Origin of the sequence: Vibrio sp. DW001 (assembly GCF_029016285.1) — a bacterium.
Classification (GTDB): Bacteria; Pseudomonadota; Gammaproteobacteria; order Enterobacterales; family Vibrionaceae; genus Vibrio.
The window spans coordinates 3,618,326-3,638,733 of the sequence record NZ_CP091975.1; the positions used below are offsets into that span (position 1 = coordinate 3,618,326).

General features: G+C 44.9%; 11 protein-coding genes, 7 tRNA genes and 5 rRNA genes. 3 read left to right on the plus strand and 20 right to left on the minus strand.

The features are described 5' to 3' along the window. Window positions 1-5 precede the first annotated feature (5 nt). From rplJ to L3V77_RS16555, 9 genes are all read right to left on the minus strand, one after another. Entirely contained in the window at window positions 6-500 is a 495-nt protein-coding gene (gene rplJ, locus L3V77_RS16515; protein WP_275135097.1) for a 50S ribosomal protein L10, read from the minus strand. Between the two features lie 335 nt (window positions 501-835). Next, window positions 836-1,540 carry a 50S ribosomal protein L1 gene (gene rplA / locus L3V77_RS16520; RefSeq protein ID WP_275135098.1) on the minus strand — a complete coding sequence of 235 codons (705 nt, stop codon included), beginning with the start codon at window positions 1,538-1,540 and terminating at the stop codon, window positions 836-838. A gap of 4 nt (window positions 1,541-1,544) precedes the next feature. Then, window positions 1,545-1,973, minus strand: a complete 429-nt coding sequence (gene rplK / locus L3V77_RS16525) for a 50S ribosomal protein L11 (RefSeq protein ID WP_195704624.1) — start codon at window positions 1,971-1,973, stop codon at window positions 1,545-1,547. A gap of 131 nt (window positions 1,974-2,104) precedes the next feature. Then, a complete protein-coding gene (nusG, locus tag L3V77_RS16530) occupies window positions 2,105-2,653 on the minus strand; it encodes a transcription termination/antitermination protein NusG (RefSeq protein WP_195704625.1) in 549 nt (182 codons plus the stop codon). Window positions 2,654-2,665: 12 nt separating this feature from the next. Next, window positions 2,666-3,043: a preprotein translocase subunit SecE gene (gene secE, locus L3V77_RS16535; protein WP_195704626.1), complete on the minus strand. Its 378-nt coding sequence runs from the start codon at window positions 3,041-3,043 to the stop codon at window positions 2,666-2,668. Window positions 3,044-3,270: 227 nt separating this feature from the next. Then, complete coding sequence (gene tuf, locus L3V77_RS16540) at window positions 3,271-4,455, minus strand: elongation factor Tu (protein WP_275134997.1); 1,185 nt, start codon at window positions 4,453-4,455, stop codon at window positions 3,271-3,273. Between the two features lie 206 nt (window positions 4,456-4,661). Further along, window positions 4,662-4,736, minus strand: a tRNA-Gly gene (locus L3V77_RS16545). A 34-nt stretch (window positions 4,737-4,770) separates the two neighbouring features. After that, window positions 4,771-4,855: transfer RNA gene (locus L3V77_RS16550), tRNA-Tyr, on the minus strand. 26 nt (window positions 4,856-4,881) lie between these two features. After that, window positions 4,882-4,957 (minus strand) — tRNA-Thr (locus L3V77_RS16555). 207 nt (window positions 4,958-5,164) lie between these two features. On the opposite strand from L3V77_RS16555, the gene coaA reads away from it, so the two are divergent. Continuing rightward, complete coding sequence (coaA, locus tag L3V77_RS16560; protein WP_275135099.1) at window positions 5,165-6,088, plus strand: type I pantothenate kinase; 924 nt, start codon at window positions 5,165-5,167, stop codon at window positions 6,086-6,088. 48 nt (window positions 6,089-6,136) lie between these two features. On the opposite strand, the gene birA is transcribed toward coaA, so the two are convergent. Together birA and murB are read right to left on the minus strand one after the other, a co-directional pair. After that, the gene (gene birA / locus L3V77_RS16565; RefSeq protein WP_275135100.1) at window positions 6,137-7,090 is read right to left on the minus strand and encodes a bifunctional biotin--[acetyl-CoA-carboxylase] ligase/biotin operon repressor BirA; all 954 of its coding nucleotides are present in this window, start codon (window positions 7,088-7,090) and stop codon (window positions 6,137-6,139) included. After that, window positions 7,091-8,131 carry a UDP-N-acetylmuramate dehydrogenase gene (murB, locus tag L3V77_RS16570; RefSeq protein WP_275135101.1) on the minus strand — a complete coding sequence of 347 codons (1,041 nt, stop codon included), beginning with the start codon at window positions 8,129-8,131 and terminating at the stop codon, window positions 7,091-7,093. A gap of 65 nt (window positions 8,132-8,196) precedes the next feature. Here murB and L3V77_RS16575 point away from each other — a divergent pair, with 65 nt between their 5' ends. Next, window positions 8,197-8,622 carry a GNAT family N-acetyltransferase gene (locus L3V77_RS16575; protein ID WP_275135102.1) on the plus strand — a complete coding sequence of 142 codons (426 nt, stop codon included), beginning with the start codon at window positions 8,197-8,199 and terminating at the stop codon, window positions 8,620-8,622. 220 nt (window positions 8,623-8,842) lie between these two features. After that, window positions 8,843-10,183 carry a CDP-diacylglycerol--serine O-phosphatidyltransferase gene (gene pssA / locus L3V77_RS16580; RefSeq protein ID WP_275135103.1) on the plus strand — a complete coding sequence of 447 codons (1,341 nt, stop codon included), beginning with the start codon at window positions 8,843-8,845 and terminating at the stop codon, window positions 10,181-10,183. A 501-nt stretch (window positions 10,184-10,684) separates the two neighbouring features. Here pssA and L3V77_RS16585 read toward each other — a convergent pair. The 9 genes from L3V77_RS16585 to L3V77_RS16625 all read right to left on the minus strand — a co-directional run bounded on the left by L3V77_RS16585 (window position 10,685) and on the right by L3V77_RS16625 (window position 20,127). Next, a tRNA-Asp gene (locus tag L3V77_RS16585) sits at window positions 10,685-10,761 on the minus strand. Between the two features lie 94 nt (window positions 10,762-10,855). Further along, window positions 10,856-10,971 (minus strand): 5S ribosomal RNA (rrf, locus tag L3V77_RS16590). Between the two features lie 122 nt (window positions 10,972-11,093). After that, window positions 11,094-13,986, minus strand: a 23S ribosomal RNA gene (locus L3V77_RS16595). A 436-nt stretch (window positions 13,987-14,422) separates the two neighbouring features. Continuing rightward, window positions 14,423-14,498 (minus strand) — tRNA-Val (locus L3V77_RS16600). A 31-nt stretch (window positions 14,499-14,529) separates the two neighbouring features. Further along, window positions 14,530-14,605: transfer RNA gene (locus L3V77_RS16605), tRNA-Lys, on the minus strand. An 89-nt stretch (window positions 14,606-14,694) separates the two neighbouring features. Next, window positions 14,695-14,770 (minus strand) — tRNA-Glu (locus L3V77_RS16610). Between the two features lie 125 nt (window positions 14,771-14,895). After that, a 16S ribosomal RNA gene (locus L3V77_RS16615) occupies window positions 14,896-16,448 on the minus strand. Window positions 16,449-16,996: 548 nt separating this feature from the next. Beyond that, window positions 16,997-17,112, minus strand: a 5S ribosomal RNA gene (gene rrf / locus L3V77_RS16620). 122 nt (window positions 17,113-17,234) lie between these two features. Then, a 23S ribosomal RNA gene (locus tag L3V77_RS16625) occupies window positions 17,235-20,127 on the minus strand. Together the 16S, 23S and 5S rRNA genes with 4 tRNA genes alongside form the textbook arrangement of a ribosomal RNA operon. Window positions 20,128-20,408: the final 281 nt, after the last annotated feature.

A 20,408-nucleotide genomic window follows, 5' to 3' on the forward strand; every position in this document is an offset into this window, starting at 1 on the left:
GAGGCTTATGCCGCAACTTCTTCTTTCTGATCGCGAACAGCAGCGATTGTACGTACCAGCTTGCCAGCTGAAGCTTCTTTCATGCACATCATTAGGCGTGCGATAGCTTCGTCGTAAGTTGGTAGTGTCGCCAATACATTAGCGTCAGTAACTACGCCTTCAAATGCAGCAGCTTTGATCTCAAATTCTTTATTCTCTTTCGCGAAATCTTTAAAGATACGCGCAGCAGCACCTGGGTGCTCGTTAGAGAATGCGATCAAAGTTGGACCTACGAATACGTCTTGTAGACATTCGTAAGCTGTGCCTTCTACAGCGCGACGTGCTAGTGTGTTGCGAACAACTCTCATATAAACACCCGCTTCACGAGCTTGTTTACGTAGAGTAGTCATCGCGCCAACAGTAACGCCACGAGAGTCAGCTACAACTGCAGAAAGTGCATCACCGGCTGCTTCGTTGACTTCAGCAACAATTGCTTTTTTGTCTTGAAGGTTTAAAGCCATCTTGGATTTACTCCTGGTTGTCGTTACACCACCCAATATTCATAAATAGATATCGGGAGTTAATACGGTGCATTCCCAGATAAAAGCCAATCGAAATAAATTTGACTTTCTTCGGTTCGGGCACCGTCTACGTAGGTAAACATTAAGTTTCAAATATAAAATTCGAAACGCCTACGGTCTTGGACGGAGACTGCAATAGCCAGGCATTTCAACGTTTCTCTCAAACAAATAACTAAATTTGCTCAATAAAACCATCAAAATGACCTTTAAAAACGCAGTCCCAACCACAAATTAAATAGGCGCGGAATTATACATGAATTCCGCGTCTATGCAAATTAGCTTGCTACAGTGTTCAGGCTAGTCTGATCGACAGCAACACCAGCACCCATCGTTGTAGAGATGCTGATTTTCTGTAGGAAAACACCTTTCGCTGAAGATGGTTTCGCTTTCTTAAGTGCAACTAGAAGAGCTTCTAAGTTCTCTTGTAGGTGAGCTGTTTCGAAAGAGGCTTTACCAATAGTAGTATGGATAATGCCGTTCTTATCGTTACGATAGCGAACCTGACCTGCTTTAGCATTTTTAACTGCTTGTGCAACGTTAGGAGTTACCGTACCAACCTTAGGGTTTGGCATAAGACCGCGTGGACCTAGGATTGTACCTAGTTGTCCAACAACGCGCATTGCATCTGGAGAAGCAACAACAACGTCAAAGTCCATAACACCTTTTTTAACTTGCTCAGCAAGATCTTCCATACCTACGATATCTGCGCCAGCTTCTTTAGCTGCTTCAGCGTTAGCACCTTGAGTGAACACTGCAACGCGAATGTCACGGCCAGTACCGTGCGGTAGCACAGTTGCGCCACGTACGTTTTGGTCAGATTTACGAGCGTCAATACCAAGATTAACTGCTACGTCAACACTCTCTACAAACTTAGCTGTTGCTAGTTCTTTAAGAAGAGCGATTGCTTCGTTGATTTCGTATTGCTTAGTTACATCAACTTTGTCGCGTATTACGCGCATGCGTTTAGTTAGTTTTGCCATAATCTTAACCCTCTACCACTAGGCCCATTGAACGAGCAGTACCTGCGATAGAACGTTTCATTGCTTCAACGTCAGCGCCAGTCATATCTGCAGCTTTTGTTTCTGCAATTTCTTGCAGCTGAGCGTCAGTTACAGTACCAACTTTCTCAGTATTTGGACGACCAGAACCAGACTTAACGCCTGCTGCTTTCTTAAGAAGAACAGCTGCCGGTGGAGTCTTAGTTTCGAACGTGAAAGAACGGTCGCTGTATACAGAGATAACAACTGGGATCGGTAGACCTTTCTCAACAGATTCTGTTTTTGCGTTAAACGCTTTACAGAATTCCATGATGTTCACACCGTGTTGTCCTAGAGCAGGACCTACTGGTGGACTTGGGTTCGCCATACCTGCTGCAACTTGCAGCTTGATATAAGCTTCAACTTTCTTAGCCATGATATTTCCTAATGCTTGGGTTCAAACGCTAATCTTTTGATCAGCTCCCCGCTTTTTTAATAATAACCTGTAAAAAGGCGCGAAATTATAATCAGATTTCGCGCCTTACACAAGCATAAAAAGATGTTTTTTTAATCAAGTTTCTCAACTTGACCAAATTCAAGCTCAACTGGTGTTGCACGACCAAAGATCGAAACAGACACTTTAATGCGGCTCTTCTCGTAATCTGCTTCTTCAACGGTACCGTTAAAGTCTGCAAATGGACCATCGTTAACACGTACCACTTCACCAGGTTCAAACATCGTCTTAGGACGAGGAGCTTCGCTCGCTTGTTCTAGACGGTTCAAAATGGCATCAGCTTCTTTGTCTGTGATAGGAGCTGGACGGTCAGAAGTACCACCAATGAAGCCCATTACACGTGGAACGCTACGTACAAGGTGCCATGATTCATCGTTCATCAACATCTGAACGAGAACATAACCTGGGAAGAATTTGCGTTCACTTTTGCGGCGTTGGCCAGCACGCATTTCAACTACTTCTTCTGTAGGAACAAGAATTTCGCCGAAGTAATCTTCCATCGTGTGCATTTTTATATACTCACGAAGAGATTGAGCAACACGACCTTCATAGCCTGAAAAAGCCTGAACCACATACCAACGTTTTTTTGGAGCTTCACTCATGAATTAAAACCCTCATGCACCAGTAACTAAGGCAACTAGACGAACCATAATGCCGTCAATTCCCCAAAGTATTAAAGCCATAATAATACATACGACCAAAACGATTAGTGTTGTTTGCATAGTTTCTTGGCGCGTAGGCCAAACTACCTTACGAACTTCCATACGAGATTCGCGTGCAAAACTAATCGCTGTTTTACCTTTTGCTGTAGTTGCAGACACACCAAGAGCTGCTGCGATTAAAACAACAACCCCTGCTACGCGTAATACAACCGACATTTCACCATACAGGTAATTACCCACTACAGCAGCGGCTAGCAGAGCAAAAGCGATAATCCACTTAAATGTATCTGCTGCACTTGAGCTATTAGGAGTTTCAGCATTTGCGTTCATAAAACCAACCTGTTACAAGTCTTAACTATAGACGACAACAACCCCGCTGCTGCAGGGCTCATTCTTAATACATCAAAAATACTAATGCACCGATCAGCCAAAATACACATATTGACTCGAAAATTCTTTGTTTTTCAACAAGATCGACATAAAAACAGCCAACCCTTTTTTCATGTGCTTAAAAAGGGCATCAAATGATGCCCTTTTTACTAGCCGTTCGTCAAATCTTATTCGAAGATTTTAGCAACAACACCAGCACCAACAGTACGACCACCTTCACGAATCGCGAAGCGTAGACCGTCATCCATTGCGATTGGAGCAATTAGCTCAACCGTCATTTGAATGTTGTCGCCTGGCATTACCATCTCTACACCTTCCGGTAAAGTGATGTCGCCTGTTACGTCCGTTGTACGGAAGTAAAACTGTGGACGGTAACCTTTGAAGAATGGAGTATGACGACCACCTTCATCTTTAGAAAGAACGTAAACTTCTGATTCAAACTTCGTATGAGGAGTGATTGAATTTGGAGCCGCCAATACTTGACCGCGCTCTACGTCTTCACGTTTAGTACCACGTAGTAAAGCACCAACGTTCTCGCCTGCACGACCTTCGTCAAGCAATTTACGGAACATTTCAACACCAGTACAAGTCGTAGTAGTTGTCTCTTTGATACCAACGATAACAACTTCGTCACCAACTTTTAGGATACCACGTTCGATACGACCCGTTACTACTGTACCACGACCTTGAATTGAGAATACATCTTCAATTGGTAGTAGGAACGGTAGATCTACTGCACGCTCTGGCATTGGGATATAGTTGTCTAGCGCTTCTGCTAGCTCAATGATCTTATCTTCCCACTCTTTCTCACCGTTAAGTGCGCCTAGAGCTGAACCTTGAATTACTGGAAGATCATCACCTGGGTATTCGTATTCAGAAAGAAGTTCACGAACTTCCATCTCTACTAGTTCTAGTAGTTCTTCATCATCAACCATGTCACATTTGTTCATGAATACGATGATGTAAGGAATACCAACCTGACGTCCAAGTAGGATGTGCTCACGAGTTTGTGGCATAGGGCCATCTGTCGCTGCTACTACTAGAATACCGCCGTCCATTTGCGCAGCACCAGTGATCATGTTCTTAACATAATCGGCGTGTCCTGGGCAATCTACGTGTGCGTAGTGACGTGCTGGTGTATCGTACTCAACGTGAGACGTTGCGATAGTGATACCGCGCTCACGCTCTTCTGGAGCGTTATCGATTGATGCGAAGTCTTTCGCTACGCCGCCGTATACTTTTGCAAGAGTAGTACAGATAGCTGCAGTTAGAGTTGTTTTACCGTGGTCAACGTGGCCAATAGTACCAACGTTTACGTGCGGTTTCGTACGTTCAAATTTTTCTTTAGACATGAGTTGTCCCTCTAGGTACGGATTTAGGTGGCTTTGATGACCACGCAACCAAAAAATATTGGTAATTAAACTTTCTTAATAACTAATAATATATCAAAAGGAAATACTTGCTTCAGAGCTGGTGCTGATACCTAAATTTTAATTGGGTATCTCACCCTTACCAAAGGTGCGCTGTATCGACTGAGCTATAACAGCACTCAAATAGATGGAGCGTGCAGCGGGAATCGAACCCGCATCATCAGCTTGGAAGGCTGAGGTAATAGCCATTATACGATGCACGCACAAGTGGCTCTGAGAGCTATATCCTTAAGAATATGGTGGAGGGGGACGGATTCGAACCATCGAAGGCGGAGCCGGCAGATTTACAGTCTGCTCCCTTTGGCCACTCGGGAACCCCTCCAAAATTTCTCTTTCTTTAAAAGAAAGTGGTGCCGACTACCGGAATCGAACTGGTGACCTACTGATTACAAGTCAGTTGCTCTACCTACTGAGCTAAGTCGGCACATAAGTGGAGCGCATTTTATGGGATGATCTTTTCTCTTGCAATAGGAAATTTGAAATAAATGTGCTTTTCCTAAACTTTCTAGTTTTTAGACCACTTTTTACGCAGTTCAAAGTGAATAATCATCGATATGCAAGCTAAGTCGCTTGAATTCATTCTTAGTTAATGTATTTTCCTCTCTTCATTATCTGTTTATATCGAGTTTTTATGAGTCCTTTCATGTCTTTTGATCGCAACCGTTGGGCAGAGCTGAGAAATTCAGTACCCATGACATTGTCTGAAGCCGACCTTAGAGAACTGCAAGGCATTAATGAAAAGCTGACTATGCAAGAAGCGGTCGAGATTTATCTGCCTCTAACTCGACTACTCAACCTTTATATATCTGCTAGGCAAAGTAGAAATTCAGTGCTAAATCATTTCCTAAATAAAAAAGAACATTCTCCCCCGTTCGTTATTGGAATAGCTGGCAGTGTCGCCGTCGGAAAAAGCACCACAGCACGCCTATTGAAAGCCCTTTTATCCAGATGGGAGATGCATCCAAGAGTTGAACTCATTACAACCGATGGATTTTTACTACCAAACAAAGTGCTAAACGAGCGCGAGATAATGACCAGAAAAGGATTCCCAGAATCCTATGATATGAAGGGCCTTGTTCAGTTCGTTTCAGACATTAAGGCGTGTAAGAGACATGTAGTTGCGCCGGTATACTCCCATATAACGTATGATATTACCGACGAGAAAAAGGTTGTTGACCTTCCTGACGTACTGATTATTGAAGGACTTAATGTACTGCAAAGCGGAATGGACTACCCCCATGACCCACATCGAGTCTTTGTTTCTGACTTCGTAGATTTTTCTATCTTTGTAGACGCAGAAGTTCATCAGATTAAGAAGTGGTATGTAGAGAGATTTATGGAGTTTAGAAGAAGTGCGTTTAAAAAACCGGGTTCTTATTTTTCTCATTATACTTCTTTAACAGAGCAAGAGTCAGTCAATAAAGCAATGAGTATTTGGGACAGTATAAACGGGAAAAACTTGGCACAAAATATACTACCTACCAGAGAACGCGCTCATTTGATTCTTAAGAAAGGTGGCAATCACATGGTTGAAGAAGTTTTACTACGAAAATAGTCATTAAAACTAGCGTTTTTAGATGACGTTTAAACGCTAGTTAATTGGCTATTTTCTCAATGAAATTTCGCCGCCTATATAGCTCTTTACCTCATTTTCGGTTTCAAGAAGTATGGCACCTTGATCATTGATACCTCTCACAATCCCTTGTATTTCTCTATTGCCTATAATCAACCTAGCCGGGCGTCCAATGAAATTATCTAGACGATTCCATCTCTCAGTAATCCCATTCATTCCTTCGAATTCATATTTCTCTAACGTCGTATTCCAGGTATTGATAAGAGTGGCGACAAGTAGGTTCCGATCGGGTTGCTCATCAATGACCTGTGATAACGATGTCCATGGTTGATCAATGCCTTCTATTGCTTCAGGCATATCTATATTCATCCCCATCCCAATAACTAGGTTCGCAGCGCCTCCGGCTTGTCCATTCATCTCAACTAAAATACCGGCCAATTTCTTATCTTGATAATAGAGGTCATTTGGCCATTTCAGCTTGATGCCATGTATTCCTATTGACTCCAAAGCCTCTACTATCGCGACACCGACAACGAGACTAAGTCCCACTGATGCCGCCATTCCTGCTTCTAAGCGCCAATACATCGACAAATAAATGTTGCTACCAAATGGAGATACCCACTGGCGACCTCGCCTGCCACGGCCATTAGATTGATATTCAGCAATACACACCGAACCACTCTCAATCGCCTCTGTGTTATCCAGTAGGTATTGATTAGTTGATTCGATCACCGGGATGAGTTCGACTTTTTTAGATGTTAAATGCTCTATCGTATTTTTATCTAAAAGTTGAATCGGTTTGGATAATCGGTAGCCTTTTCCTTGAACGCTATAAATGTCGAGTCCCCAAGACATAATACCTTTTATCTGTTTGCCAATAGCAGCCCGAGAAATACCCAGCTCAGCCCCTAGTAATTCACCCGATACAAACTCTCCAAACGAAAGAAGTTTTATTATTCTTAATTTTACACTGTGATCTTTCATCTATTCGCTAACCATTTTTTGTAAATAGGTTTCTTTTGTGGAACTATAAAATCGCACTTCATGCTCAAGTGATATTTGGTATTTATCTAAAACTTTGCTACGAACTTTCGATGCCAATTCAATAATATTTGCGGCTGTTGCATCACCCAAATTGATCAAGACTAAAGCTTGTTCATCATGGACTTGAGCACCTCCGATACGGAACCCTTTTAGCCCACTTTGATCGATCAACCATCCAGCAGCGACTTTCATACCAACGCCACTTGGGTAGGCAACTAGTTCTGGAAATTGAAGAGATAACTGATCAAATTTCTGCTGACTTATCACCGGATTTTTGAAGAAACTACCTGCATTCCCCACCACATTAGGATCGGGTAATTTACTCGTTCTCATGTTACACACTTCATCAAAGATTCGCTTGGCTGTTAAGTCTCTTTTAGGTAGTGCTCTTAAATTTCCGTAAGTGACAACGGGATGCCACTGCTTAGGTAATTTAATACCAACAGACACTATGATGACTTTTTCGTACAACTCTTTTTTAAAAATCGAGTCTCTATATCCAAATTTACACTCGGTATTGTTTAATCGAGTGATTTCAAAAGAGCTCAGATCGAGCACATCAACATATTCGCAGACATCTTTAAATTCTACGCCATATGCACCTATATTTTGGATAGGCGCGGAGCCAGCACAACCAGGTATTAAGGCAAGATTTTCGAGACCGTAATAGCCTTGTTCAATTGACCACTCCACGAGATTAGGCCAGTCTTCTCCACCATTTACATGTAGCTTCCAACCGCTTTTTGTCTCTGACGCGTCTATACCAGACAAATGATTAATGATAACTACGCCTTCAAAATGACAGGTAAACAAGACATTACTTCCTTTGCCTAACAATAGTTTCGGCAACCCATTCCACTCTCTATTTTGATACACAAAAAGAAGTTCTTCTTGGGATTCGACAATAACCAGTACGTCGCATGTAACGTCCACACTGAAGGTATGGAATGATTTAAGATTGGCTTTTTTATGTATCTGCATGGCATTCGGAGATAAACTAGTAATAATAATATTCTACCCTATTGGCTCAATAAGCGCAGTTTTGAATGAATCGACTTGATATAAAAAAGCTAGATCCGTTATTGATACCGCTTGTGCAGAAGTTGTATAAGAAGCATTACAAATCAGGAAAAGCAAAGAGTGATGAACTGATATACGTAGCTTACTGTCAATCCGACCTTTGTGGTGTCGTACGTCTCAGGACTATAGGCGAATGTCGTTTGCTTACGGGGATGTTGGTTATTCCTGAATATCGTAAAATGGGTATAGCGCATCTCATGATGAGGCACTGTATTAATGAGACACTAAGCTCAACCGACTATTGTTTCGCCTATGCTAATTTGCAACCTTTTTACCATCGACACGGATTTGAATCGGTAAAAATTGAATCTTTGCCAGCAACGCTCAAACCGCTGTTCATACGCTATTGTCAAAGTGGCAAAGATCTCATCCCTATGCGATTTTCTGTATAATCCTATTTTCAGTCTTACTCGATGGGCTCTTGAGCCGTTAAAAGTGCGTCTAATCCCAATTTCTCACAGACAAGATAAGAAAGAGGTGTCCAATCTCAATAACTTTCAATACCATTAACGATCACTTACCAAATAATGCAGTAAGTATTAGCCACTTTATGGTTTCCTTTGGTAAAATCCGACCCTGATACTTTTTGATTTCTGAGGCAATTCACACTATATGATGGCGTTAAATAATCCGTTCAAACAGATGCCAACAATCGCTTTGGACCCAGAGCAGTTTGACGTACTACATACAGCAAAAGCATTTAGGGAGTGTTTGTTAAAGCATATCCGTAATGCTCAACAGCGAATCTATATCGCGGCGCTGTATCTCGAAGATGATGACGCAGGTAGAGAGGTACTAACCGCTATCTATCAAGCTAAGCAAAATAACCCTGAGTTAGATATTGCTATATGTGTCGATTGGCACAGAGCACAAAGAGGATTAATCGGGGCTGAGCACTCTGAAGGAAATGCTAGTTTTTACAAAGAATTTTCAGACAAATATGAACAGAAAGTCCCTGTCTACGGCGTCCCTGTTCGAGGAAGAGAAGTATTTGGGGTTTTGCATCTAAAAGGTTTCATCATTGATGATACTGTCATATACAGTGGTGCTAGCCTCAACAACATTTACCTCAATTTTAACGATAGGTATCGCTTTGATCGATACCACGTAATTAGAAACCAGTCTTTAGCGAATTCGATGGTCACCTTCATTCAAGACGACATGCTGTCTCATCCAGCAGTAAATAAACTCTGTAGCGACGATAAACCCAAGACTAAAGACATTAAACTAGCAATTAGGCAGTTCCGTTCTACCCTTGCGCAATCTAGGTATCAATTTCAGAACGAAGCTGTGAATAGTGATCAGGTAGCCATTACGCCCTTAGTCGGTATAGGCAAGCGTCGGAACAGGTTAAATCTCAGGGTAAACCAGCTCATTGCGTCTGCTAAAGAAGAAGTATTGATCTGTACGCCTTATTTCAACTTCCCTAAAAGTGTTGCAAAAGAAGTTAAGAAAGCACTCAGACGTGGCGTAAAAGTTACTATTGTTATCGGCGATAAAACAGCGAATGATTTTTATATCCCTCCGGAAGAAACGTTTAAAACAATCGCTGGCTTGCCTTATCTGTATGAGATGAACCTTAGGCGATTTGCGAAAACTAATGAAGCAAATATGGCAAGTAGAAAACTATCTATCCAGCTTTGGAAGCACGATAAAAATAGCTACCATTTGAAAGGGATTTGGGTTGATAAAACCCAGATGCTATTGACCGGAAACAATCTCAATCCGAGAGCTTGGAGTCTCGATCTGGAAAATGCACTGTTGATTCAGGATAAGCATCATCTTCTGACAGCAAAATTTGAAGCAGAATTTCAAAATATCCTAAAACATGCTGATTTGATCGGCAGCTACAAGCAATTAGAAAAACTTGACACTTATCCAATGGAAGTTCAAAAGCTCATTAGGAAAGTGACACGAGTTAAAGCTGACAGGGTACTTAAAAAGATTTTGTAGATTTTAATAGAGAGCCTTCACTACGCTCTCTAATTAAATATCGACACCTGTCTATCAGTTCACAAAAAACACCCGCGTCCGAGCATGCTGAGGGGTTATTGTCCTATAAAAACATTAACCCGACAACGGTTCCTTCATGTCGCTAAAAGCCTCAGCATTTCTTGTAAGAACTGACGGAGTGAATGGAATTCCCTTTCCGTTTACAACCCCGCGCTCTTCCGGCGTGACAGGTCGGCCTCCCTTAACAAAAAGCAAACCAACTGTGCGCTCATTTCAGAGGTTATTCTAATAGTAAGCTACACGTTTATGACCTATATGGATGTCATTCCGTCGACCGCTCAGACATCCTTGTACGCTTAGCAATGGACCTCCCTGCCCATTGATGTCGGCTCCATAGTAACCATATTGTTGTTCAGGTCATTTTCCTGATTTCTATTAATCTATAAACGCAAAAAAGCCCCAGCATTTCTGCTGAGGCTTCTGAACGTTTCTTGTAAGAACTGGCGGAGTGGACGGGACTCGAACCCGCGACCCCCGGCGTGACAGGCCGGTATTCTAACCAACTGAACTACCACTCCACATGGTATTCTTACGCTAATTAAAGTCTCATAAACAATGCTTTAACTAGTTTTTGCCTTTATCTTTCCTAAAAAAGATAAAAACGATGTTAAAACCTGGCGATGTCCTACTCTCACATGGGGAGACCCCACACTACCATCGGCGCTGTTGCGTTTCACTTCTGAGTTCGGCATGGGTTCAGGTGGGTCCACAACGCTATGGTCGCCAAGCAAATTTGGTCAAGCTTCCTATCACGATAGAAAACTTTAATAATCTGGATTACTGACTTAAATAAAAGTTTTCACACATTCAATGTTCTTACATTGAGTCCACAAAACCCCTTGGGTGTTGTATGGTTAAGCCTCACGGGCAATTAGTACAGGTTAGCTCAACGCCTCACAACGCTTACACACCCTGCCTATCAACGTTCTAGTCTCGAACAACCCTTTAGGACACGTAAAGTGCCAGGGAAGACTCATCTCAAGGCTCGCTTCGCGCTTAGATGCTTTCAGCGCTTATCGATTCCGAACTTAGCTACCGGGCAATGCCATTGGCATGACAACCCGAACACCAGTGGTTCGTCCACTCCGGTCCTCTCGTACTAGGAGCAGCCCCTTTCAATCTTCCAACGCCCACGGCAGATAGGGACCGAACTGTCTCACGACGTTCTAAACCCAGCTCGCGTACCACTTTAAATGGCGAACAGCCATACCCTTGGGACCGACTTCAGCCCCAGGATGTGATGAGCCGACATCGAGGTGCCAAACACCGCCGTCGATATGAACTCTTGGGCGGTATCAGCCTGTTATCCCCGGAGTACCTTTTATCCGTTGAGCGATGGCCCTTCCATTCAGAACCACCGGATCACTATGACCTGCTTTCGCACCTGCTCGAATTGTCATTCTCGCAGTCAAGCGGGCTTATGCCATTGCACTAACCACACGATGTCCAACCGTGTTTAGCCCACCTTCGTGCTCCTCCGTTACTCTTTGGGAGGAGACCGCCCCAGTCAAACTACCCACCAGGCACTGTCCGCAACCCCGATAAGGGGCCGACGTTAGAACATCAAGCATACAAGGGTGGTATTTCAAGGTCGACTCCACTCCATCTAGCGACGAAGTTTCAAAGTCTCCCACCTATCCTACACATGTAGGGTCAATGTTCAGTGCCAAGCTGTAGTAAAGGTTCACGGGGTCTTTCCGTCTAGCCGCGGGTACACTGCATCTTCACAGCGATTTCAATTTCACTGAGTCTCGGGTGGAGACAGCGTGGCCATCATTACGCCATTCGTGCAGGTCGGAACTTACCCGACAAGGAATTTCGCTACCTTAGGACCGTTATAGTTACGGCCGCCGTTTACCGGGGCTTCGATCAAGAGCTTCGTCCGAAGACTAACCCCATCAATTAACCTTCCGGCACCGGGCAGGCGTCACACCGTATACGTCATCTTACGATTTTGCACAGTGCTGTGTTTTTAATAAACAGTTGCAGCCACCTGGTATCTGCGACTCCCGATAGCTCCATCCGCAAGGGATTTCACCGTCAAGAGCGTACCTTCTCCCGAAGTTACGGTACCATTTTGCCTAGTTCCTTCACCCGAGTTCTCTCAAGCGCCTTGGTATTCTCTACCCGACCACCTGTGTCGGTTTGGGGTACGATTTCTTATAATCTGAAGCTTAGAGGCTTTTCCTGGAAGCATGGCATCAATGACTTCATCACCGTAGTGACTCGACATCGGGTCTCAGCCTAACAATTTCCCGGATTTACCTAAGAAATTAGCCTACACCCTTGAACCTGGACTACCATCGCCAGGCTCACCTAGCCTTCTCCGTCCCCCCATCGCAATTATAAGAAGTACGGGAATATTAACCCGTTTCCCATCGACTACGCCTTTCGGCCTCGCCTTAGGGGTCGACTTACCCTGCCCCGATTAACGTTGGACAGGAACCCTTGGTCTTCCGGCGTGGGAGTTTTTCACTCCCATTATCGTTACTCATGTCAGCATTCGCACTTCTGATACCTCCAGCAGACCTTACAGTCCACCTTCAACGGCTTACAGAACGCTCCCCTACCCAACATAATAAATTACATTGCCGCAGCTTCGGTGTATAGCTTAGCCCCGTTACATCTTCCGCGCAGGCCGACTCGACCAGTGAGCTATTACGCTTTCTTTAAATGATGGCTGCTTCTAAGCCAACATCCTGGCTGTCTGAGCCTTCCCACATCGTTTCCCACTTAGCTATACTTTGGGACCTTAGCTGGCGGTCTGGGTTGTTTCCCTCTCCACGACGGACGTTAGCACCCGCCGTGTGTCTCCCGGATAGTACTTACTGGTATTCGGAGTTTGCAAAGGGTTGGTAAGTCGGGATGACCCCCTAGCCTTAACAGTGCTCTACCCCCAGTAGTATTCGTCCGAGGCGCTACCTAAATAGCTTTCGGGGAGAACCAGCTATCTCCAGGTTTGATTGGCCTTTCACCCCTAGCCACAAGTCATCCGCTAATTTTTCAACATTAGTCGGTTCGGTCCTCCAGTTGATGTTACTCAACCTTCAACCTGCCCATGGCTAGATCACCTGGTTTCGGGTCTATACCTAGCAACTCGACGCCCAGTTAAGACTCGGTTTCCCTACGGCTCCCCTATACGGTTAACCTTGCTACTAAATATAAGTCGCTGACCCATTATACAAAAGGTACGCAGTCACAGGACGCAATGCCTGCTCCTACTGCTTGTACGTACACGGTTTCAGGTTCTATTTCACTCCCCTCACAGGGGTTCTTTTCGCCTTTCCCTCACGGTACTGGTTCACTATCGGTCAGTCAGTAGTATTTAGCCTTGGAGGATGGTCCCCCCATATTCAAACAGGATATCACGTGTCCCGCCTTACTCGTTTTCACTTAAAATGATGTGTCGGTTACAGGGCTATCACCTTGTATCGCGATACTTTCCAGAATCTTCACCTGCATCATTAAAAGCTTAAGGGCTAATCCAATTTCGCTCGCCGCTACTTTCGGAATCTCGGTTGATTTCTACTCCTCCGGGTACTTAGATGTTTCAGTTCCCCGGGTTTGCCTTATTAACCTATGTATTCAGTTAATAATACTAGCTTTTGCTAGTGGGTTTCCCCATTCGGAAATCGTAGACTCAAGTGGCTTTTACTGCCTTATCTACGCTTATCGCAAGTTAATACGTCCTTCATCGCCTCTGACTGCCAAGGCATCCACCGTGTACGCTTAGTCACTTAACCATACAACCCCAAAGGGTTTCGCTTACGCGAAATAACAACGAATTGTTATTGTATTAGCAACCAAGGTTTCTATCGTTGCCTCATTATTTGAATGAGCGAGACAACATTTTCGATTTTGCCGGACTCAAATATTAAACATCTAACCGAAGTTAGGTGTTTCCAAGAACACTTGAATGTGTGTTGGTTTGTTATCACCGAAGTGACAACAAGATCCTAGAGTTTCCTTTTAAAAAAGGATCCAATAGGATTTGAGAACTTTTATTTTGATAAATAATAATCAATTATTTATCAGTCAGCTTTCCAAATTGTTAAAGAGCAAAATGTTCAATGCTTATAAAAATAAGCCAATCACATTTTCTAAAGACTTTCAGGGACCACAATAAACCAATAATTAGTAACCATTGGTTTGGATATGACACCAAAAATACTTAGAGAATGGTGGGCGATACTGGGCTCGAACCAGTGACCCCCTCCTTGTAAGGGAGGTGCTCTCCCAACTGAGCTAATCGCCCACGTTTGTTTTAATTCCTTCGTGGGAAAGAATGGTGGGTCGTGCAGGATTCGAACCTGCGACCAATTGATTAAAAGTCAACTGCTCTACCAGCTGAGCTAACGACCCAGTCTTGTTTTCTTCCTTAAGTAAGGCAAGTTGTAAGACAGTTTATATACAATAAACAGCGGGCAACTTAACGGATCATAAGGAGAAAATGGTATCCCGTAGGGGAGTCGAACCCCTGTTACCGCCGTGAAAGGGCGGTGTCCTAGGCCTCTAGACGAACGGGACACAGGTGCATAAAAGTGTTGGGCACTTTCACACTTATACCCGCAGTTAAGCAGGTACAAATACTCTCTTTACTTTTCTAAACCTATTTCAATCTGTGTGGACACTCATCATGTGCAATCATCGTTTAAGGAGGTGATCCAGCCCCAGGTTCCCCTAGGGCTACCTTGTTACGACTTCACCCCAGTCATGAACCACAAAGTGGTAAGCGTCCCCCCGAAGGTTAAACTACCTACTTCTTTTGCAGCCCACTCCCATGGTGTGACGGGCGGTGTGTACAAGGCCCGGGAACGTATTCACCGTAGCATTCTGATCTACGATTACTAGCGATTCCGACTTCATGGAGTCGAGTTGCAGACTCCAATCCGGACTACGACGCACTTTTTGGGATTCGCTCACTATTGCTAGCTGGCTGCCCTCTGTATGCGCCATTGTAGCACGTGTGTAGCCCTACTCGTAAGGGCCATGATGACTTGACGTCGTCCCCACCTTCCTCCGGTTTATCACCGGCAGTCTCCCCAAAGTTCCCGACATAACTCGCTGGCAATTAAGGATAAGGGTTGCGCTCGTTGCGGGACTTAACCCAACATTTCACAACACGAGCTGACGACAGCCATGCAGCACCTGTCTCAGAGCTCCCGAAGGCACGCCTGTGTCTCCACTGGCTTCTCTGGATGTCAAGAGTAGGTAAGGTTCTTCGCGTTGCATCGAATTAAACCACATGCTCCACCGCTTGTGCGGGCCCCCGTCAATTCATTTGAGTTTTAATCTTGCGACCGTACTCCCCAGGCGGTCTACTTAACGCGTTAGCTCCGAAAGCCACGGCTCAAGGCCACAACCTTCAAGTAGACATCGTTTACGGCGTGGACTACCAGGGTATCTAATCCTGTTTGCTCCCCACGCTTTCGCATCTGAGTGTCAGTATCTGTCCAGGGGGCCGCCTTCGCCACTGGTATTCCTTCAGATCTCTACGCATTTCACCGCTACACCTGAAATTCTACCCCCCTCTACAGTACTCTAGTTTGCCAGTTTCAAATGACCTTCCGGGGTTGAGCCCCGGGCTTTCACATCTGACTTAACAAACCACCTGCATGCGCTTTACGCCCAGTAATTCCGATTAACGCTCGCACCCTCCGTATTACCGCGGCTGCTGGCACGGAGTTAGCCGGTGCTTCTTCTGTAGCTAACGTCAAACAATAAGCGTATTAAACTTACTGTCTTCCTCACTACTGAAAGTACTTTACAACCCGAAGGCCTTCTTCATACACGCGGCATGGCTGCATCAGGCTTTCGCCCATTGTGCAATATTCCCCACTGCTGCCTCCCGTAGGAGTCTGGACCGTGTCTCAGTTCCAGTGTGGCTGATCATCCTCTCAGACCAGCTAGAGATCGTCGCCTTGGTGAGCCATTACCCCACCAACTAGCTAATCTCACTTAGGCTTATCCAATCGCGGAAGGCCCGAAGGTCCCCTCCTTTCCCCCGTAGGGCGTATGCGGTATTAGCTATCGTTTCCAATAGTTATCCCCCTCAACTGGGCAAATTCCTAAGCATTACTCACCCGTCCGCCGCTCGACGCCTATTAACGCTCCCGAAGGATTGTTAATTTCGTTTCCGCTCGACTTGCATGTGTTAAGCCTGCCGCCAGCGTTCAATCTGAGCCATGATCAAACTCTTCAATTTAAGTTCTTTTTGGCTCAATGAATACTGACTTTAAATTGCCTTTTACTTTAGATAACCAAAGGTTAAATAATAAAATGTTCTTTAAAGTTCTATCACTCCAACAGAGTGATATTTAAATAACTGTGTTCAACGTTAATTCGCTTTCACTTTTAAAAAAATAAAAACAAAGTAAGCATCAAATTAGGTCACTCAGTTCATTGAAACCGTTGTTGATTTCGTGCCCTAAAGCAGAGAATCATCTTCGATTGTCATCAACGAGTGCCCACACAGATTGATATAGGTTTAAATTGTTAAAGAGCGTTCTAACTATCGAATCTTTATCAGTTTCAATCAGTTAGGGATGCGTATTCTACGCGTCCTGACTGTAAAGTCAAGATACAATTTTCAATCTATTCATTAAAAACGGTATATTGACTTCACTCAACTTTGAGCGAAATAAATGCCCGTATGTAATACGGGCAATCATAGTCATCCTACATAAAGTCTTACTTGTGCGCTTTATCTAGTGCTGTTTTATCTTTCCTAAAAAAGATAAAAACGATGTTAAAACCTGGCGATGTCCTACTCTCACATGGGGAGACCCCACACTACCATCGGCGCTGTTGCGTTTCACTTCTGAGTTCGGCATGGGTTCAGGTGGGTCCACAACGCTATGGTCGCCAAGCAAATTTGGTCAAGCTTCCTATCACGATAGAAAACTCTAATAATCTGGATTACTGACTTAAATAAAAGTTTTCACACATTCAATGTTCTTACATTGAGTCCACAAAACCCCTTGGGTGTTGTATGGTTAAGCCTCACGGGCAATTAGTACAGGTTAGCTCAACGCCTCACAACGCTTACACACCCTGCCTATCAACGTTCTAGTCTCGAACAACCCTTTAGGACACGTAAAGTGCCAGGGAAGACTCATCTCAAGGCTCGCTTCGCGCTTAGATGCTTTCAGCGCTTATCGATTCCGAACTTAGCTACCGGGCAATGCCATTGGCATGACAACCCGAACACCAGTGGTTCGTCCACTCCGGTCCTCTCGTACTAGGAGCAGCCCCTTTCAATCTTCCAACGCCCACGGCAGATAGGGACCGAACTGTCTCACGACGTTCTAAACCCAGCTCGCGTACCACTTTAAATGGCGAACAGCCATACCCTTGGGACCGACTTCAGCCCCAGGATGTGATGAGCCGACATCGAGGTGCCAAACACCGCCGTCGATATGAACTCTTGGGCGGTATCAGCCTGTTATCCCCGGAGTACCTTTTATCCGTTGAGCGATGGCCCTTCCATTCAGAACCACCGGATCACTATGACCTGCTTTCGCACCTGCTCGAATTGTCATTCTCGCAGTCAAGCGGGCTTATGCCATTGCACTAACCACACGATGTCCAACCGTGTTTAGCCCACCTTCGTGCTCCTCCGTTACTCTTTGGGAGGAGACCGCCCCAGTCAAACTACCCACCAGGCACTGTCCGCAACCCCGATAAGGGGCCGACGTTAGAACATCAAGCATACAAGGGTGGTATTTCAAGGTCGACTCCACTCCATCTAGCGACGAAGTTTCAAAGTCTCCCACCTATCCTACACATGTAGGGTCAATGTTCAGTGCCAAGCTGTAGTAAAGGTTCACGGGGTCTTTCCGTCTAGCCGCGGGTACACTGCATCTTCACAGCGATTTCAATTTCACTGAGTCTCGGGTGGAGACAGCGTGGCCATCATTACGCCATTCGTGCAGGTCGGAACTTACCCGACAAGGAATTTCGCTACCTTAGGACCGTTATAGTTACGGCCGCCGTTTACCGGGGCTTCGATCAAGAGCTTCGTCCGAAGACTAACCCCATCAATTAACCTTCCGGCACCGGGCAGGCGTCACACCGTATACGTCATCTTACGATTTTGCACAGTGCTGTGTTTTTAATAAACAGTTGCAGCCACCTGGTATCTGCGACTCCCGATAGCTCCATCCGCAAGGGATTTCACCGTCAAGAGCGTACCTTCTCCCGAAGTTACGGTACCATTTTGCCTAGTTCCTTCACCCGAGTTCTCTCAAGCGCCTTGGTATTCTCTACCCGACCACCTGTGTCGGTTTGGGGTACGATTTCTTATAATCTGAAGCTTAGAGGCTTTTCCTGGAAGCATGGCATCAATGACTTCATCACCGTAGTGACTCGACATCGGGTCTCAGCCTAACAATTTCCCGGATTTACCTAAGAAATTAGCCTACACCCTTGAACCTGGACTACCATCGCCAGGCTCACCTAGCCTTCTCCGTCCCCCCATCGCAATTATAAGAAGTACGGGAATATTAACCCGTTTCCCATCGACTACGCCTTTCGGCCTCGCCTTAGGGGTCGACTTACCCTGCCCCGATTAACGTTGGACAGGAACCCTTGGTCTTCCGGCGTGGGAGTTTTTCACTCCCATTATCGTTACTCATGTCAGCATTCGCACTTCTGATACCTCCAGCAGACCTTACAGTCCACCTTCAACGGCTTACAGAACGCTCCCCTACCCAACATAATAAATTACATTGCCGCAGCTTCGGTGTATAGCTTAGCCCCGTTACATCTTCCGCGCAGGCCGACTCGACCAGTGAGCTATTACGCTTTCTTTAAATGATGGCTGCTTCTAAGCCAACATCCTGGCTGTCTGAGCCTTCCCACATCGTTTCCCACTTAGCTATACTTTGGGACCTTAGCTGGCGGTCTGGGTTGTTTCCCTCTCCACGACGGACGTTAGCACCCGCCGTGTGTCTCCCGGATAGTACTTACTGGTATTCGGAGTTTGCAAAGGGTTGGTAAGTCGGGATGACCCCCTAGCCTTAACAGTGCTCTACCCCCAGTAGTATTCGTCCGAGGCGCTACCTAAATAGCTTTCGGGGAGAACCAGCTATCTCCAGGTTTGATTGGCCTTTCACCCCTAGCCACAAGTCATCCGCTAATTTTTCAACATTAGTCGGTTCGGTCCTCCAGTTGATGTTACTCAACCTTCAACCTGCCCATGGCTAGATCACCTGGTTTCGGGTCTATACCTAGCAACTCGACGCCCAGTTAAGACTCGGTTTCCCTACGGCTCCCCTATACGGTTAACCTTGCTACTAAATATAAGTCGCTGACCCATTATACAAAAGGTACGCAGTCACAGGACGCAATGCCTGCTCCTACTGCTTGTACGTACACGGTTTCAGGTTCTATTTCACTCCCCTCACAGGGGTTCTTTTCGCCTTTCCCTCACGGTACTGGTTCACTATCGGTCAGTCAGTAGTATTTAGCCTTGGAGGATGGTCCCCCCATATTCAAACAGGATATCACGTGTCCCGCCTTACTCGTTTTCACTTAAAATGATGTGTCGGTTACAGGGCTATCACCTTGTATCGCGATACTTTCCAGAATCTTCACCTGCATCATTAAAAGCTTAAGGGCTAATCCAATTTCGCTCGCCGCTACTTTCGGAATCTCGGTTGATTTCTACTCCTCCGGGTACTTAGATGTTTCAGTTCCCCGGGTTTGCCTTATTAACCTATGTATTCAGTTAATAATACTAGCTTTTGCTAGTGGGTTTCCCCATTCGGAAATCGTAGACTCAAGTGGCTTTTACTGCCTTATCTACGCTTATCGCAAGTTAATACGTCCTTCATCGCCTCTGACTGCCAAGGCATCCACCGTGTACGCTTAGTCACTTAACCATACAACCCCAAAGGGTTTCGCTTACGCGAAATAACAACGAATTGTTATTGTATTAGCAACCAAGGTTTCTATCGTTGCCTCATTATTTGAATGAGCGAGACAACATTTTCGATTTTGCCGGACTCAAATATTAAACATCTAACCGAAGTTAGCTGTTTCCAAGAACACTTGAATGTGTGTTGGTTTGTTATCACCGAAGTGACAACAAGACCCTAGAGTTTCCTTTTAAAAAAAGGATCCAATAGGATTTGAGAACTTTTATTTTGATAAATAATAATCA

Bases quoted from the DNA above. Each gene is read 5' to 3' on its own strand.
- rplJ (WP_275135097.1), bottom strand. From the start codon at position 500: ATGGCTTTAAACCTTCAAGACAAAAAAGCAATTGTTGCTGAAGTCAAC.
- rplA (WP_275135098.1), bottom strand. From the start codon at position 1,540: ATGGCAAAACTAACTAAACGCATGCGCGTAATACGCGACAAAGTTGAT.
- rplK (WP_195704624.1), bottom strand. From the start codon at position 1,973: ATGGCTAAGAAAGTTGAAGCTTATATCAAGCTGCAAGTTGCAGCAGGT.
- nusG (WP_195704625.1), bottom strand. From the start codon at position 2,653: ATGAGTGAAGCTCCAAAAAAACGTTGGTATGTGGTTCAGGCTTTTTCA.
- secE (WP_195704626.1), bottom strand. From the start codon at position 3,043: ATGAACGCAAATGCTGAAACTCCTAATAGCTCAAGTGCAGCAGATACA.
- tuf (WP_275134997.1), bottom strand. From the start codon at position 4,455: ATGTCTAAAGAAAAATTTGAACGTACGAAACCGCACGTAAACGTTGGT.
- coaA (WP_275135099.1), top strand. From the start codon at position 5,165: ATGAGTCCTTTCATGTCTTTTGATCGCAACCGTTGGGCAGAGCTGAGA.
- birA (WP_275135100.1), bottom strand. From the start codon at position 7,090: ATGAAAGATCACAGTGTAAAATTAAGAATAATAAAACTTCTTTCGTTT.
- murB (WP_275135101.1), bottom strand. From the start codon at position 8,131: ATGCAGATACATAAAAAAGCCAATCTTAAATCATTCCATACCTTCAGT.
- L3V77_RS16575 (WP_275135102.1), top strand. From the start codon at position 8,197: ATGAATCGACTTGATATAAAAAAGCTAGATCCGTTATTGATACCGCTT.
- pssA (WP_275135103.1), top strand. From the start codon at position 8,843: ATGATGGCGTTAAATAATCCGTTCAAACAGATGCCAACAATCGCTTTG.